Here is a 15,748-nt window from a genome sequence, read left to right on the forward strand (position 1 = left end):
CTCGCGTAAAATCGGGACAATGACCGATGCACCCCTGACCCCCGACGAACTCGGGGATTCCGCCGACCCGGGTGCCGGTATCGACCCCGACGATCTCGCGACCACGCTGCGTGTGCTGCGCGAGCTGCACCGGATCGACAACGAGCACCCCGACTTCATCGCGGTACGTCAGGCCACGGCGGCGATGTTCAAAGACGTGAAGCGCGTGCGCCGCAAGCAGATCCGCGATGCGATCGCCGAGGCCGACAAGGCCGTCGTCGCCCGCACCGCCACGGGAGCGCCCGACCGCATCGACGACGAGACCCGCGGCAACGACCTCGCCACCAGCGTCGTGGATGCGCCGATCGCAGGCGAGCTGCTCAAGCCCCGCAACTGCTACATCTGCAAGCAGCCGTACACGGTGGTCGACGCGTTCTACCACCAGCTCTGCCCCGACTGCGCCCGCTTCAGCCACGGCAAGCGCAACGCCCGCACCGACCTGACCGGCAAGCGCGCCCTGCTCACCGGCGGCCGCGCCAAGATCGGCATGCACATCGCACTGCGGCTGCTGCGCGACGGCGCACACACCACGATCACCACTCGCTTCCCGCGCGATGCCGTCCGGCGCTTCTCGGCACTGCGGGACTCCGCCGACTGGCTGCACCGCCTCCGCGTCGTGGGCATCGACCTGCGCGACCCCGCCCAGGTGATCGGCCTCGCCGACTCGGTCGCCGCTCAAGGCCCGCTCGACATCCTCATCAACAACGCCGCGCAGACCGTGCGGCGCTCGCCGGGAGCCTACTCGCTGCTCGCGGATGCCGAGCTGCAGCCGCTCCCCGACGGCCCCTTGCCCGAGATGGAGACCTTCGGGCACACGGCCGATCCGCACCCGCAGGCGCTGCAGGCCTCGGTCGACGCGCATCCGCTGCTGTCGGTCGCGGCGCTCGGCGGCACGGTCGCCGAGCAGGGCGGCCAGGCGCTGACGGCCGAAGACCTCGCGCGCCTCGCGATGGCCCCCGGATCCTCCTCGCTGGAGAAGCACGCCGACGGCACTGCGATCGACGCCGGTGGCCTCGTGCCCGATGTGAACCGCGTGAACAGCTGGGTGCAGTCGATCGAGCAGGTCGACCCGCTCGAGATGCTCGAGGTGCAGCTCGCCAACACGACCGCGCCGTTCCTGCTGATCAGCCGTCTGCGCGCCTCGATGGCGGCCTCCGATGCGCACCGCAAGTACGTCGTGAACGTCTCCGCGATGGAGGGCCAGTTCTCCCGCCGTTACAAGGGGCCCGGGCACCCGCACACCAACATGGCGAAGGCCGCGCTCAACATGCTCACCCGCACCAGCGCCGGCGAGATGCTCGAGAAGGACGGCATCCTGATGACCGCCGTCGACACCGGCTGGATCACCGACGAGCGCCCGCACTACACCAAGGTGAGACTCGCCGAGGAGGGCTTCCACGCCCCGCTCGACCTGGTCGACGGCGCCGCCCGCGTGTACGACCCGATCGTGCGCGGCGAGGCCGGCGAAGACATCCACGGCGTCTTCCTGAAGGACTACGAACCCAGCCCCTGGTGACCGGGGGTCAGACCACCGGTCCGTGACGGACGATGCCGCCGGGCACCGCACCGCCGAACAGGGCGTCGATCGTGACGAGCGAGAACCCGCGGTCGCGGAGACCGGCGACCACCCGCGGGAAGACCCGCGCGGACACCGCCTGGATGTCGTGCATGAGCATGATCGACGACACCTCGGGGGTGTCGATCGCGTAGCGGGCGAGGTCGTCATCGGCGGGGCCCGCCCAGTCACGGGTGTCGACGCTCCACAGGATCGCCGGCTCGCCGGCGGCCGCGACCACCTCGTCATCGACGAATCCGCCGGGAGGGCGGAACGTGCCCACCTGCTGCCCGGACAGGTCGCGCAGCAGTGTCGCGGTTCGGCCCAGCTGATCCTGGATCTGCTCCGGGGTCAGCTTCGTCAGGTACGAATGGTCCCAGGTGTGGTTGCCGATCTGGTGGCCCTCCGCCGCGACACGGCGCACGGTGTCGGGATACGACTGGGCGTTCCTGCCGAGCATGAAGAAGGTCGCCGCCGACTGCTCGTCGCGGAGCACGTCGAGGAACTGCGGGGTCAGCTTCGACGGGCCGTCGTCGAGGGTGAGTGCCATGCACGGCACCAGATCGCAGGGCGTGTGCTCGAACCCCGAGCCCGCCGACGGCGTTCCCGTGAAGTCTCCTTCCGCGGCGAGGAGCGCCTGCGCGAACGGGGTCAGCGCGTCCGCCGCCTGCGTCGCGCTCAGGGCGACCGACTCGGGCTTCTCCCGGGAGCGCTTGCGCCACGCGGCCAAGCCGTCGAGCTCGGTCGCCGACAGATCGTCCGGGACGGGGATGATCACCTCGCCGTCGGTCAGATGAGCCGAGAGCAGCGCCGCGCGCAGCACGTCGAGCTGTTCGTCGGTGGGGTCGGCGACGGGCAGCAGGCTGAGACTGCCGGCATCCCGACGCAGGGTGTCGATGTAGGCGGGCCACAGCGACGCCGGGTCGGTGAACAGCTCCGCCTCGGTCGCGATCTCGCCCGTGCTGACATTCGTGTACAGGGTCGTCGAGGTGTCGGAGGCGACGCCGTCGGCGGAGGCCGTGAGGATGCGTAGCCGCTCGGCGAAGAACGGACCGCGGGCCAGCACGACCGTGCAGACGACGACGGTGCCTGTGCGGCCGTCGAGCACCTCGGCGGCCGGTGCGCTCGTCGCCTCCGGGGTGCAGCCGCGCGCACCCAGACCCGCCCCGGCCGGGTGCACCATGGGGCGGTAGCTGCGACCGCTGCGTGCCGCCTGCGCGGCGACCGTCTCGCGCACGACCTGCTCGACCGCCGCGGTGAACGCCGCATCTCCCGGGAGCGCCGCCCAGCGGGCATCGATGCCGACCTCGTCGTTGCTGAGCCGCATGTCCATCGTCGCGGCCTTCCCCGGGGCTTCAGGGGTCGGCGTCGCCACGATGGTGCCGCTCACGGTCCACTGCCGCGGCTTCCACCCGCTCACCGCGTCCGGCGCGCAGGCAGAGAGCAGCAGCGTCGCGCCGAGGATCCCCGCGAGCAGCCGGGCCGAGCGCGTCCGGCGCGACGTCATCGGGTGACCTCGATCGTCGCCAGCAGATCGGCGAGTTCGGCGTCGTACCGCGGCGACGGGGAGGAGACGAACGTGAGGATGACCGGACCCTCGGTGATCACGCCCACCAGCGCGTCCTGATCCAGGACACGCGCGTGCCGGATCGTCCCCACGCCGGCCGGCCCGTCGGTCAATGTCTCCTCGCTCACAGGGCCGAGCGGACCCGGCGCGACACGGTCGAGTGCGGCCTGCACGTCGGAGTCGGAGACGAGCGAGAACTCGACGGTCATGCGACGGTCGGGGCTGCCGGCCACCCCGCGGGACTCATCGCCGAAGTGGCTCCGCCACGACCAGCTGCCCGGCAGCACCAGGGTGGCCGTGGCGGTGTCGCTCGTGAGGCGGACCGTGCGCTCCTCTGCGGAGACGGAGGGGGTGAGGCCGCGCACGACGACCGGGACGACCAGCGCGGCGATGACCGCGAGCGAGACCAGCACGGTGATGACGACGACCGGGAGCAGTCGTTGCCGCGGCAGTGGCCGAGTCGGCCGAGGTGCCACCGTGGGTGTCACGAGGGGGCCGGTCATGTCGTGTCCTTCTGCGAGACGGGTGCCGCGCAGGTGCCCCCTCCTGGGGCGAGCCTAATTCACCCGTTCACCTGTCGGGTGGATTCACGGGCGTCGGGTCAGCAACCGCATTCCGGTCCGACATCCGGGAATCCGCCCGACAAGCGACGGCGTGGCGAGGCGGGTCAGGAACCGAGGCCGGGCGGATACGGATGCGGCAGCCACACTGTCGCGATCAGTCCACCGTCCTGGCGCGGGGTCAGCACCAGGGTGCCGCCGTGCGCCTGGGCGATGCGGTCGACGATCGCGAGTCCGAGTCCGGCCCCGGCATGATCGTCGCCGCGGGTGCGCTCGGCCCCGCGCTGGAACGGCTCGACGAGCGTGGCCACGCGATGCGCGGGAAGATGCTCGCCCGTGTTCTCGACCACCAGCGCCACGGCATGCGGCATGGAGTGCGTGCGCACCGCCACGGCGCCGCCGGATGACAGGTTGTGCACGATCGCGTTGAGCACGAGGTTCGTGACCAGCTGCGGCAGGAGCGCCGACGATCCGAGCACCGGGGCCGGCGCCCCGCCCACCTCCACCGCGACCCCGCGCCGGTCGGCGAGCGGCACCAGCGCCTCGACGGCCTCCTCGGCGAGCAGGGAGAGGTCGACGATCTCGCGCGGGAACGTGCGTCGGTCTGCACGGCTCAGCAGCAGCAGCGCCTCGGTCAGATCGATCGCGCGGGTGTTGACCTCCCGCAGCCGGGCGATCAGCGCATCCACGTCGCGATCCGGATCGTCACGCGCGACCTCCAGGAGCGTCTGCGAGATCGCCAGGGGCGTGCGCAGCTCGTGCGAGGCGTTCGCGGCGAACCGCTGCTGCTCGGCGATGTGCGCCTCCAGCTGCTCCAGCATCGAGTCGAACACGTCGGCGAGATCGCGGAACTCGTCGCGCGGTCCCTCCAGAGCGACCCGGTGCGACAGCGACCCCTGCGCGGCGAGTCGGGCGGCATTGCCGATGCGCTCCAGCGGCGCCAGCATCCGTCCGGCGAGCAGCCATCCGGCACCGAGGCCCAGCGCGAGCAGCACCACCATGACCGTCGCCGCCACGGGCACGAACGCCCGGATCAGGTCGGAGCGGTTCGGCACGAAGAAGCCGGCGTCGATCTGCACGTCGGGCACGTACCGCAGCAGATAGGCGGCGACCGCGCCCAGCAGCAGCCCGCCCGACACCACCACGACCGCGGCGTAGCTGAGGGTGAGCTTGAGGCGGGCGCTCATCCCGCGGCGCCTACGCATCCGCATCCGTCCCGATCCGGTATCCGACACCGGGGACGGTGAGGATCAGCCACGGCTCGCCCAGGCGCTTGCGCAACGAGGAGACCGTGATGCGCACGGCGTTCGTGAACGGGTCGGCGTTCTCGTCCCAGGCGCGCTCGAGCAGCTCCTCGGCGCTGACCACGCCGCCCTCCGCGTCGACCAGCACCTCGAGCACGGCGAACTGCTTGCGGGTGAGCGCCACGTAGCGGTCGTCGCGGTAGACCTCGCGGCGGAACGGATCGAGTCGGAGCCCCGCGACCTCCAGCACCGGTGGCCTGTGGCGTTGACGGCGGCGGTCGAGGGCACGCAGACGCAGCACCAGCTCCCGCAGCTCGAACGGCTTGGTGAGGTAGTCGTCGGCACCGAGCTCGAAGCCCGTCGCCTTGTCGTCGAGGCGATCGGCTGCCGTGAGCATCAGGATCGGGATGCCGCTGCCGGATGCCACGATCCACCGGGCGATGTCGTCGCCGGAGGGTCCCGGCACGTCGCGGTCGAGCACGGCGATGTCGTAGGCGTTGATGCTGAGCAGTTCCAGGGCGGTGTCGCCGTCGCCCGCGATGTCGGCAGCGATCGCCTCCAGGCGCAGTCCATCGCGTACCGCTTCGGCGAGGTAGGGCTCGTCCTCGACGATCAGTACACGCATGGCTGTGATCCTACGCACAGCGGTATATCGGCATCGTATGAAAAAGCGCATACGCCCCGGCAACGGCCGCGCTCCTTCACTGGGAGCATGAACACCCCCACCCACCCCCGCCCGTCGAGAGCACGCCGCCGACGACGGATCGCCATCGCCGCGGTCGCGCTCGCGGCGATCGTCATCCTCGTGTTCGCGGTGCAGCAGTCGCTGTCCGTCGCGTTCGCCGCGACCCCGGGGAGCCGTCCGTCCCCGGCCGCGGGCACATCCCCGGCCGACCGGATCTCCGGCTCCGTCGGCGTCCCGAGCGAGGCCGACGGCGTGATCCGCGACGGCGACCAGCCGACGGTCTTCGACGTCGACAGGGTCGCCGTGGGCAACCTCGACCCGGCCCTGCTCGCCGCGCTCCAGCGCGCGGCTTCCGACGCCGAGCGCGACGGCGTGACCCTGCGTGTGAACAGCGGCTGGCGCTCTCCGGCGCTGCAGGAGCGGATGCTGCAGGACGCGATCGTGCAGTACGGCTCCGAGAGCGAGGCGCGCCGGTGGGTCGCCACCCCGGAGACCTCCGAGCACGTCACCGGGGACGCGTTCGACCTCGGCCCGCTCCCCGCCCTCGACTGGCTCGTGCAGCGCGGATGGCGCTACGGCCTCTGCCAGATCTACGCCAACGAATCGTGGCACTACGAGCTGCGTCCCGAGGCGGTCGACGACGGCTGCCCCGAGATGCTCGCCGACCCGACCCAGGACCCGAGGACGAAGCGATGATCCCCCTTCTCACCCGCGAGAGCACCGCCCGCACCCGGCTGCACGCGCCGACGCTGCAGACCCTTCCCGCCGCCGTCGCCGAGAACCTGCGGCGCGTGCAGGAGGCCGTCTCGGTGCCGATCATGGCCGTGGTCAAAGCCGACGGCTACGGGCACGGCGCTGCGACCGTCGCCCAGGCCGCGGTCGACGCCGGAGCGGAATGGCTGGGGGTGACCGAGGTCGCCGAGGCCGTGGCGCTGCGCGATGCCGGCCTGACCGTGCCGATACTGTCGTGGCTGAATCCCTCCGGTGTCGACGCTGCCGCGGCGGCCGCGCACCGCATCGACATCGCGGTCGGCTCGCCGGGGGAACTGCGCGAGCTGATCGCGGACGCCGATGAACCCGTGCGCGTGCACCTGCATCTGGACACCGGCATGGCGCGCGGCGGCTGCCCGCTCGAGGAGTGGCCCGAGCTGTTCCGGCTCGCCCGCGCCGGGCGGGGCCGCGTCGAGGTGGTGGGGGTGATGGGGCACCTGCCGCGCGCGGATGAGGGGGACCCGGTGGCGAACACTGCGGCCGTGCTGCGCATGCGTCAGGGGCGGGATGCCGTGCTGCGGGCAGGCCTCGGGCCGGTGATCGTGCACCTCGCGGCCACGGCGGGCGCGCTGACCGATCCGGCGACGCACTTCGGTATGGTGCGGATCGGCGCGGGGCTCGTCGGCATCGACCCCTCCGAGCGGACCGCGCTGACGGGTGCCGCCCGGTGGACCGCGCCCGTGGTGCACAGCGCGTTCGCGCCCGCGAGCACCGCCGTCGGCTACGGGGGCACACACCACACCGAGGTCGACACCCACCTCTGCGTGGTCGGTGTGGGGTACGCCGACGGCATCCCGCGCGAGCTGCGCCCGGGAGCGGGCGTCGAGATCGGGGGGACGCGGCATCCGATCGTGGGGAGGGTGTCGATGGATCAGATCGTGGTCGACACGGGTTCGGCGGCCTTCCCGCGGGGCACGGTCGCGACCGTGTTCGGTCCGGAGGGCGGCGCGGTGCCGAGCGTGCAGGAGTGGGCGCGCTGGGCGGACAGCATCCCGCACACCGTCGTCACCGGCATCGGTCCGCGCGTGCAGAGGAGCGTGGCATGACGACGAGAGTGCTGGTGATCGGCGGCGGGCAGAATGCCGAGCACGAGGTGTCGCTGGCGTCGGCGGCCGCGGTCGCCGCGGCCCTGCGCATGAGCGACCACGACGTCACCTGCGCGACGATCGACCGCGAGGGGATGTGGCGCATCGACGGGCGCCCGCACGGGGGATCGGTCGCCGAGTCGCTCGCACTCGCGCTGCCGCTGCTCACCCGCACCGACGTGGTCTTCCCCGCGGTGCACGGTGCCCTCGGGGAGGATGGCGCCCTCGCCGCCCTGTGCGCGCTCGCCGGGGTGCGTGTGGTGGGATCGGGCCTGCGCGCGGGAGCGATCGGCATGGACAAGTGGACCACAAAGCTGGTGGCGCAGGCCGTCGGACTCGGCACCGCCCGCGGTCGGCTGATCGCGGCGGACGACATCGGCGACGTCGAGTTCGACGGCCCCGTGGTGGTCAAGCCGGTGTCGGCCGGATCGAGCCACGGGGTGAGCCTGGTCACCGAGGAGGGGGAGCTGCTCGCGGCGCTGCGGGAGGCGGCGCGCTTCGACCGCAGGATCCTCGTGGAGGAGGTCGTGCGGGGGCGCGAGGTCGACGTGGCGGTGTTGCGCGAGAAGGGCGGCATCCGGTGGGCGGCGCCGCCGCTGGAGATCCACGCGACGGGGCTGTTCGACACGGCCGCCAAGTACGACGGCAGTGCGCGTTTCACGGTGCCGGCGCAGCTCGACCCGGCCGAGACCGCCGCCCTGAAACGGGCCGCGATCGCCGTGTTCGACGCGCTCGGCTGCGACGGTGTGGCACGCATGGACTTCTTCCTCACCGAGCGCGGGCCGGTGCTGAACGAGGTCAACACCATGCCGGGGCTGACGGCCGCCTCGCAGGCGCCGCGGATGTTCGCGGCCGCCGGCGTGACCTATGTCGACCTGGTGTCGCGCCTCGTGCGCGCGGCGGTGTGAGCGGGCGGGTGCCCTCTCGCGTCGGCTGGCCCGACGTGGCGAAGGGCCTCTGCATCATCCTGGTGGTGCTCTGGCATGTGGTCACGAAGGTCGCGATCCACAGCCCGGGCGCGGGCCCGGTGACGGATGCCTGGGTGATGCTGAACGCCCAGCTGCTGCCGCTGCGCATCCCGCTGTTCTTCCTCGTCTCCGGGGTGTTCGCGGCCCGCGCGGTGCTCGACAGCGATGGCGGCTCCTGGCGGCGGCGGGCCACCCGACTCGCACTGCTCTACGTGGTCTGGGTGCTCATCCAGACGGCCGTCCTCGCGCTGACGCCGGATTTCGACACCGCGCACGCGAGCGACGGATGGCAGCTGCTCGCCCAACTGACGGTCAGCCCGACGAATCTCTGGTACCTGCTCGCGCTCGCCGTGTATCTCGTGGTCGGACGGCTGACCCGCGCTGTGCCGACCGCGGTGGTGCTGCCGCTCGCGTTCGTGGTCGCCGCGGCCGCCGGAGCCGGGGTGATCCCCGACCTCGGCAACCTGTGGCAGCTGGTGCAGAACGTGTTCTTCTTCCTCGTCGGGCTGCGGCTGCGCGCGATCGTGGAGCGCTTCGCCGCTGTGCCGCGCCCGGGCGTCGCCGCCGTGCTGGCCGCGGTCTACGTCGGTGCCCTCGCGCTGGTGTCAGTGCTCGGCATCCGGTTGCTGCCCGGGGTGTGGCCCGTCCTGGCGTTGATCGCGGTGGCGTTCGGGGTGGCGGTCAGCGTGCTCGTCGATCGGTTCGCGGGGGTGCTGGCGCGTCTGCTGCGCTGGATCGGTCGGCGCACCCTGCCGATCTACGTGCTGCACATGATGCCGCTCGCGCTCCTCGACGCGGGGCTGCGGGCGACGGGATGGCGGACCACTCCGGTGGTCGAGGCGGTTGGACCGATCGTGCTGACGGCGCTGGTGATCGCGACGTGTCTGGCGCTCCACGCGCTGCTCGTGCGGGTCCGGCTGGGGGCGCTGTTCGACCCGCTGCGGGTGACCGATCGCCTGACGATCCGCATCGCACGGTGAAGGCCTCGACAACCGCCCGCAGACGGCGGATGCTGGAGTCATGGCGGCCTTCACAGTGGACAACGCATTCAGCGGTTTCAGCGTCGACGACATCGACGCCGCGAAAGAGTTCTACGGCACGACCCTCGGGCTCGACGTCGAGGTCAATGCGATGGGGTTCCTCGACCTGCGGCTCCCCAGCGGCGGGTCGATCCTCGTGTACGCGAAACCGAATCACACCCCGGCGAGCTTCACGATCCTCAACTTCCCGGTCGCGGATGTCGACGCCGCGGTGGACGAGCTCATCGCCCGCGGCGTGAACACGAAGATCTACGGCGACGACGAGTTCCCGTCCGACTCGCGCGGCATCGTGCGCGGAGACGGACGCGGTCCGGACATCGCGTGGTTCCGCGACCCGGCGGGCAACGTGCTCGCTGTCATGCAGGCCTGAGGCGCTACAGCCGATCCACCCCGGTGACGGTGACGACGGCCTGACCGGCCTCGTCGGATGCGGCCAGGTCGATCGTCGCCGAGATGCCCCAGTCGTGATCGCCTGCCGGGTCGTCGAAGATCTGCCGGGCGGTCCAGGAGGTCGGGCCTTCCGTGAGGATCAGCAGCTTCGAGCTGCGGGCATCCGCTCCGGTGAGGATCTCGTCGTGGTCGGCGAAGTAGCCGTCGAGAGCATCGGACCACGCGTAGTCGCCGAATGCCGTATCGAGCTCGGCCAGCGCGGCGACATCCTCCCGCGCCGCGAGCTGCACCCGACGGAACAGTTCGTTGCGCACCAGGATGCGGAACGCGCGGATGTTGCTCGTGAGGCGCTTCGGCGCGGGCGGCACGATCGGCTCGTCGTCGCCGTGCCGGTCGAACGTGCCGTTGTCGACGCCGGCGATCAGCTCCTCCCACTCGTCGAGCAGGCTGGAGTCGACCTGGCGGACCAGTTCGCCGAGCCATTCGATGAGGTCGCGCAGGTCCTCGTCCTTCAGCTCCTCCGGGATGGTCTGCGACGCGGCACGGTAGGCGTCGGAGAGGTAGCGCAGCACCACGCCCTCGGAGCGCGCGATCTTGTAGTACGCGACATATTCCCCGAACGACATGGCCCGCTCGTACATGTCGCGCACGACCGACTTCGGGTGCAGCTCGAAGTCGCGAATCCACGGCTGGGCGGAGCTGAACGTCTCGAACGCGGCCGTGAGCAGCTCGTCGAGCGGCTTCGGATACGTGATCTGCTCGAGCAGCTCCATGCGTTCGTCGTACTCGATGCCCTCCGACTTCATCGCGGCGACCGCTTCGCCGCGCGCCAGGAACTCCTGCTGGCTGAGCACGGCACGCGGATCGTCGAGGGTCGACTCGACGATCGAGATCATGTCGAGCGCGTAGCTGCCGGTCCCGGTGCCGGCGGACGGATCCGGGTCGAGCAGCTCGAACGCGGCGAGGGCGAAGGGGGAGAGCGGCTGGTTCAGCGCGAAGTTCGGCTGCAGGTCGACCGTGAGTCGGATGCCGCCGTCCGGCGTCTTCTCGACGATGCCCGATTCGCGGAGCGTGCGGTAGATGCCGATGGCGCGGAGGGCGAGCTCGCGCTGGCGCTTCCGCGGCTCGTGGTTGTCGTATACCAGCGCGCGCATATTCGCGAACACGTCGCCGCCCCGCGCGATCACGTTGAGCATCATGGCGCTCGTGATCTGCATGTGCGAGGTCAGCGTCTCCGGCACCGCGTCGATGAGCTTGCGGAACGAGGGCTCGCCCCACGACACGAACCCATCGGGTGCCTTCTTGCGCACGATCTTGCGCTTCTTCTTCGGGTCGTCGCCGGCCTTCTTCACGGCCGCGGCGTTCTCGCTCTCGTGCTCCGGGGCCTGGGCGACGACAGTGCCCGCCGTGTCGTAGCCGGCCCGCCCGGCGCGACCGGCGATCTGGTGGAACTCGCGGGCGTTCAGCTGCCGCATCCGTGTGCCGTCGAACTTGGTGAGGGCCGTGAGGAGCACCGTGCGGATCGGCACGTTGATGCCGACGCCGAGGGTGTCGGTGCCGCAGATGACGCGCAGCAGTCCGCGCTGGGCGAGCTGCTCGACCAGCCGCCGGTACTTCGGCAGCATGCCGGCGTGATGCACACCGATCCCGGCCCGAAGGAAACGTGAGAGCGTCTTGCCGAAAGCGGTCGTGAAGCGGAACTCGGCGATCAGCGCGGCGATCTCGTCGCGCTGCTCGCGCGTGGCGACCTTGGTGCTGGACAGTGCCTGCGCCCGCTCCATCGCCGCCGCCTGGGAGAAGTGCACGATGTAGATCGGCGCCTGCCCCGTGTTCAGCAGATCGTCGATCGTCTCGTGGATCGGCGTGGTCTCGTAGAAGAAGTGCAGCGGGACCGGTCGCTCGACACCGGTGACGGTCGCCGTCTCGCGTCCGGTGCGACGGGTGAGGTCGGCCGCGAGCTCGGTCACGTCGCCGAGCGTCGCCGACATCAGGATGAACTGCGCCTGCGGCAGCTCGAGCAGCGGCACCTGCCACGCCCACCCGCGGTCGGGGTCGGCGTAGAAGTGGAACTCGTCCATCACCACCTGGCCGACGTCGGCATCCGTGCCCTGGCGCAGCGACAGGTTCGCCAGGATCTCGGCCGTGCAGCAGATGATCGGGGCATCCGCGTTGACCGAGGAGTCGCCCGTGACCATGCCCACGTTCTCGGCTCCGAAGACATCGACGAGGGAGAAGAACTTCTCGCTCACGAGCGCCTTGATCGGGGCGGTGTAGTAGCTGCGACGGCCTGCGACGAGGGCGGCGAAGTGCGCGCCGATCGCGACGAGCGACTTCCCGGTGCCGGTGGGCGTGGACAGGATGAGGTTGTTGCCCAAGACGATCTCGATGACCGCCTCGTCCTGCGTGGGGTAGAGGCTGATGCCCGTCGACTCCGCCCATTCGACGAACGCGAGGTAGACGGTGTCCGGGTCCGCGGCGTCCGGAACGAGGGCGGGATCGAGCCGCGGTGTGGAGTTCATGGTGCTTCGATCATCCCATCCCGTCCCGCGGCATCGCCCGGCGATCACGCGGTCGCGGCGCGCAGGGCGATGCGGATCATGTCGCCGAACGTCTGCTCACGCTCCCGAGCGGTGGTCTCCTCGCCCGTGACGATGTGGTCCGACACCGTGCAGATGGCGAGGGCGCGTCGCCCGTAGTACGCGGCGAGCGTGTAGAGACCGGCGGCCTCCATCTCGACGCCCAGGATGCCGTGCTGCACGAACGGCTCCGTCAGCTCGGGACGGGTGCTGTAGAACTGATCGCTCGAGAACAGCTGACCCACGTGCACGGTCGACTCCGTCGGCTCTGCCTCGCTCGCCTCGACCGCGGCGCGCAGCAGCGAGAAGTCGGCCACAGGGGCGTAGTCGAGACCGTGGAAGCGGACCCGGTTGATGCCCGAGTCGGTGCTCGCACCGTTCGCGATGATGATGTCGCGGATCTTCACGCGCTCGGTCAGTGCGCCGCACGAGCCGACGCGCACGATGGTCTGCACGCCGTACGCGTCGAAGAGCTCGTTGGCGTAGATCGCCATCGACGGCTGCCCCATGCCGGAGCCCTGCACCGAGACGCGATGCCCTTCCCACGTGCCCGTGAAGCCGAGCATCCCCCGCGTCTCGGAGTACAGCTCGGCGTCGTCGAGGAAGGTCTCGGCGATCCACTTCGCCCGCAGCGGATCGCCGGGGAACAGGACGATGGGGGCGATCTGACCGGGCTCTGCGGCGATGTGCGTGCTCATGGCCCCAGCGTAATCAGCGCCGCGGGGCCGTGTGCCCGCCCGCGCTCAGCCTTCGCGGCGCCGCACGATCTCGCCGATCCAGAGCGGCGCGAAGGGCGAGGTGCAGCCCGGCGCGGTGGGGTAGTCGGCCAGGACCTGCAGGCGTTCGCCGATCTCGAGCGCCCGGGCGCGCAAGTTCGGATGGAAGATGCCGATGTTCGCGAGCGTCTCGTTCATCGCCCACTGCAGTCGCGGCGGGGCGTCCTTCAGGTCACGGTCGATCAGATCGAGCAGGTGCGGCAGGTCGAGGCCGTCCGCGTCTTTCATCACCCGCACGGTCGTGAGTGACCAGGCCGCCGCGGCGACTGTCGGGTCGGCGTCGTCGAACCAGCGCAGCCGCAGCTCCTCGGCGAGCGGGGTCTTCTTGACGACGTAGTTCACGAATCAGTCGTTGACCTTGGGCGGGCGCGTCTCGCGCAGCATCGCGTCGAGTTCGTCGGCGGTGAAGTCGCGGGGGCGGCAGATGAGCAGGGCGAGCAGGCGGGCGGCCGTGTCTCCCGTCGCCCAGAGCTGCTGTGCAAGGGGCTGGTCGGTCTTGATCCTCTTGGCCAGCGCGCGCATGCGGCTGAGGTTGATGCCGTGGTCGTCGCCGCGCTTCTCGTTGGCCGCGCGCATCTTCGGATCCTCCAGCGCAGTGAGCTCGCTCTGCGCTTCTTCGACGCTCATGTCCGACATGTCACCAGGGTATCCGCGCCCGACCCCCTGCTGCCCGACCCACCCCCTTCCGCCCGACCCACCCCCTTCCGCACCGACGCAGAGGGGTGGCTCGCACGGAGGGGGGTGGTTCGCGCCCGCGGGAGATGCGGTCAGTCTTCGTCGAGGAGTTCGCCGCGGATGCGACGGAGGTCCTCCATGAGGGAGCCGATCAGGATCCAGTGCTGCGACGACGGCGGACGGATCACGAGCGGCGCGGTGAGTGCGGGGATCGCCGACGTCCGCGTCTCCGGGTCGGGCGAGGCCTCGGCGACCTGCACGGCCAGCCGCACATCGTGTCCGGCTCTCCGCAGCTGCTCGGCGATCGCGGCCACCGCGGGCTCCTCGCCGAGCGTGTCGTCGTAGTGGTCGAAGTAGGCGCGGGTCATGCCGATCGTCTGCGTCACGATCGGCGACAGTCGGTCGAGGAGCGCACGCATCTCGCGCAGGTCCGCACGGTGCGTGGAACGTCGCGGATTCAGGGTGAGCGACTCCTCGCCCGCCGCGATCGAGGCATCGGCCGCGTCCCTCATGGGTCGCAGCAGCCGCACCTCCAGCATCAGCTCCTGCAGCTTCGCGGGCGTCTGCGGTTCGGGCAGCGCTGCGGCGAGCCGGTCCAGGCTGGCAGCGAGCTCCTGCCCCAGCAGACCGACATCCCGTCGGGCGGGTGCAACGAGCACGGGCGGCACGATCGAGGCGTTCACGACGATGCCGATCACGACGCCGATCAGCGTCTCGACGATGCGCGCGAACGCGTACTCGGGGCTCGACGATCCCAGAGCCAGCACGAGCATGGCCGAGATGGCCACCTGGTTCCCGGTGCCGGGTGATGCCCGGAAGATCCACGCCACCAGCATCGCGACGACGATCGCGAGCAGCACGATCCAGCTCGGCGACCCCAGGAGCAGGCCCAGCGCGACCGCGATCACGACACCCGCGATCACGCCGATGCTGCGTTCCAGGGCCTTCGACAGCGACTGGTTGACGCTGGGCTGCACCACCAGGAGTGCGGCGATCGCGGCGAAGACCGGCAGCTGCGCGGGGAACACCCATCCGGCGATGAGCCACGCGGCGATCGTCGCCGCGGCCGACTTCACGACCTGCAGCAGCGGGGAGCGCCTGGTGGCGCGGATCGCGGCGGGGATGCGCATGCCCTCAACGGTAGTGGTGCGGATGCCGTCGCTGCGGCTCTTGCGGCGGGGCGAGATCCGGGGCTACGCTCTGCCTAACTAATAGTCGTTAGGCAATAGATGACCAGAGAGACGATCCTCGCCGAGGCCCGCACGATCTTCGCGCGCCAGGGCTACGCCGAGACCAGCCTGCGCGAGATCGCCGAGGCCGTCGGGATCAAGACGCCCTCGCTCTACGCGCACTTCTCGAGTAAGGAGGCGCTGTACGCGGAGGTGTACGCCGCGGTCGCCGTCGACCACACCGCCTACTTCGACGACCTCGTCGGACGCAGCGCCGAGCTGGCGCCGCTCGCCCGACTGCAGCACCTCCTCGGCGGCATCGAGGCGTACTACCGCGACCGCCCCGACCTCGCCGAGTTCAGCCTCCGGGCCGCCGTCACCGAGTACGGCCCCGGCGGCGAGCAGCTCCGACAGATCTTCCTCGACTCCGAGTCGACTCTCGCGGCCGCCGTCCGACAGACCTACGCGGACGGGGCAGCCGCCGGTGCCTTCCCTCCCGACGACGCCGACGGATTCACCGCTCTCGTCTTCGTCGTCATGGACGGACTCTTCCTGCAGCTCACCCACTACACGCCCGAGGTCTACCGCCAGCGCTTCGACCAGTCCTGGCGCTACCTCTCCACGATCCTCACCCGATGAACCCTCGCC

At 70.8% G+C, this 15,748-nt stretch carries 14 protein-coding genes and 1 pseudogene; 7 read left to right on the forward strand and 8 right to left on the reverse strand.

Annotated features, from left to right (window positions below):
• Window positions 1–19: 19 nt before the first annotated feature.
• On the forward strand, window positions 20–1,555 hold the full coding sequence (locus WFM69_RS04730) for an SDR family NAD(P)-dependent oxidoreductase (protein WP_337002200.1): 1,536 nt from the start codon (window positions 20–22) through the stop codon (window positions 1,553–1,555).
• A 7-nt stretch (window positions 1,556–1,562) separates the two neighbouring features.
• Here WFM69_RS04730 and WFM69_RS04735 read toward each other — a convergent pair whose 3' ends face one another.
• The 4 genes from WFM69_RS04735 to WFM69_RS04750 all read right to left on the reverse strand — a co-directional run bounded on the left by WFM69_RS04735 (window position 1,563) and on the right by WFM69_RS04750 (window position 5,590).
• Window positions 1,563–3,101 carry a polysaccharide deacetylase family protein gene (locus WFM69_RS04735; protein ID WP_337002201.1) on the reverse strand — a complete coding sequence of 513 codons (1,539 nt, stop codon included), beginning with the start codon at window positions 3,099–3,101 and terminating at the stop codon, window positions 1,563–1,565.
• Complete coding sequence (locus WFM69_RS04740; RefSeq protein ID WP_337002203.1) at window positions 3,098–3,664, reverse strand: hypothetical protein; 567 nt, start codon at window positions 3,662–3,664, stop codon at window positions 3,098–3,100. The genes WFM69_RS04735 and WFM69_RS04740 overlap by 4 nt, the downstream gene beginning before the upstream one ends.
• Before the next feature lie 164 nt (window positions 3,665–3,828).
• Complete coding sequence (locus WFM69_RS04745) at window positions 3,829–4,908, reverse strand: sensor histidine kinase (RefSeq protein ID WP_337002205.1); 1,080 nt, start codon at window positions 4,906–4,908, stop codon at window positions 3,829–3,831.
• A 10-nt stretch (window positions 4,909–4,918) separates the two neighbouring features.
• Window positions 4,919–5,590 carry a response regulator transcription factor gene (locus WFM69_RS04750; RefSeq protein ID WP_337002207.1) on the reverse strand — a complete coding sequence of 224 codons (672 nt, stop codon included), beginning with the start codon at window positions 5,588–5,590 and terminating at the stop codon, window positions 4,919–4,921.
• Between the two features lie 87 nt (window positions 5,591–5,677).
• Between WFM69_RS04750 and WFM69_RS04755 the strand changes: the two genes are divergently transcribed.
• The 5 genes from WFM69_RS04755 to WFM69_RS04775 are packed head-to-tail and all read left to right on the forward strand — an operon-like array spanning window position 5,678 to window position 9,884.
• Window positions 5,678–6,346 carry a M15 family metallopeptidase gene (locus WFM69_RS04755; protein WP_337002209.1) on the forward strand — a complete coding sequence of 223 codons (669 nt, stop codon included), beginning with the start codon at window positions 5,678–5,680 and terminating at the stop codon, window positions 6,344–6,346.
• Window positions 6,343–7,467, forward strand: coding sequence for an alanine racemase (gene alr / locus WFM69_RS04760; protein WP_337002212.1), 1,125 nt, complete (start codon window positions 6,343–6,345; stop codon window positions 7,465–7,467). Before WFM69_RS04755 ends, alr begins: the two co-directional genes overlap by 4 nt.
• On the forward strand, window positions 7,464–8,414 hold the full coding sequence (locus tag WFM69_RS04765) for a D-alanine--D-alanine ligase family protein (RefSeq protein ID WP_337002214.1): 951 nt from the start codon (window positions 7,464–7,466) through the stop codon (window positions 8,412–8,414). Before alr ends, WFM69_RS04765 begins: the two co-directional genes overlap by 4 nt.
• Before the next feature lie 8 nt (window positions 8,415–8,422).
• Complete coding sequence (locus tag WFM69_RS04770) at window positions 8,423–9,454, forward strand: acyltransferase family protein (protein WP_337002216.1); 1,032 nt, start codon at window positions 8,423–8,425, stop codon at window positions 9,452–9,454.
• Window positions 9,455–9,494: 40 nt separating this feature from the next.
• The gene (locus WFM69_RS04775) at window positions 9,495–9,884 is read left to right on the forward strand and encodes a VOC family protein (RefSeq protein ID WP_337002218.1); all 390 of its coding nucleotides are present in this window, start codon (window positions 9,495–9,497) and stop codon (window positions 9,882–9,884) included.
• Between the two features lie 4 nt (window positions 9,885–9,888).
• Here the strand turns inward: WFM69_RS04775 and WFM69_RS04780 are convergent, their stop codons facing one another.
• The 4 genes and pseudogenes from WFM69_RS04780 to WFM69_RS04795 all read right to left on the reverse strand — a co-directional run bounded on the left by WFM69_RS04780 (window position 9,889) and on the right by WFM69_RS04795 (window position 15,061).
• On the reverse strand, window positions 9,889–12,423 hold the full coding sequence (locus WFM69_RS04780; protein WP_337002220.1) for a DEAD/DEAH box helicase: 2,535 nt from the start codon (window positions 12,421–12,423) through the stop codon (window positions 9,889–9,891).
• Window positions 12,424–12,467: 44 nt separating this feature from the next.
• Window positions 12,468–13,178 (reverse strand): purine-nucleoside phosphorylase, encoded by a 711-nt coding sequence (deoD, locus tag WFM69_RS04785; RefSeq protein ID WP_337002222.1) that lies wholly within the window; start codon window positions 13,176–13,178, stop codon window positions 12,468–12,470.
• 45 nt (window positions 13,179–13,223) lie between these two features.
• Window positions 13,224–13,892, reverse strand: a pseudogene (locus WFM69_RS04790) (DNA alkylation repair protein).
• A gap of 131 nt (window positions 13,893–14,023) precedes the next feature.
• Window positions 14,024–15,061 (reverse strand): FUSC family protein, encoded by a 1,038-nt coding sequence (locus WFM69_RS04795; RefSeq protein ID WP_337002224.1) that lies wholly within the window; start codon window positions 15,059–15,061, stop codon window positions 14,024–14,026.
• A 99-nt stretch (window positions 15,062–15,160) separates the two neighbouring features.
• On the opposite strand from WFM69_RS04795, the gene WFM69_RS04800 reads away from it, so the two are divergent.
• Window positions 15,161–15,739, forward strand: a complete 579-nt coding sequence (locus tag WFM69_RS04800; protein WP_337002226.1) for a TetR/AcrR family transcriptional regulator — start codon at window positions 15,161–15,163, stop codon at window positions 15,737–15,739.
• The last annotated feature ends 9 nt before the right edge of the window (window positions 15,740–15,748 follow it).

Origin of the sequence: Microbacterium sp. LB12, assembly GCF_037150835.1 — a bacterium.
Taxonomy (GTDB): Bacteria; Actinomycetota; Actinomycetes; order Actinomycetales; family Microbacteriaceae; genus Microbacterium.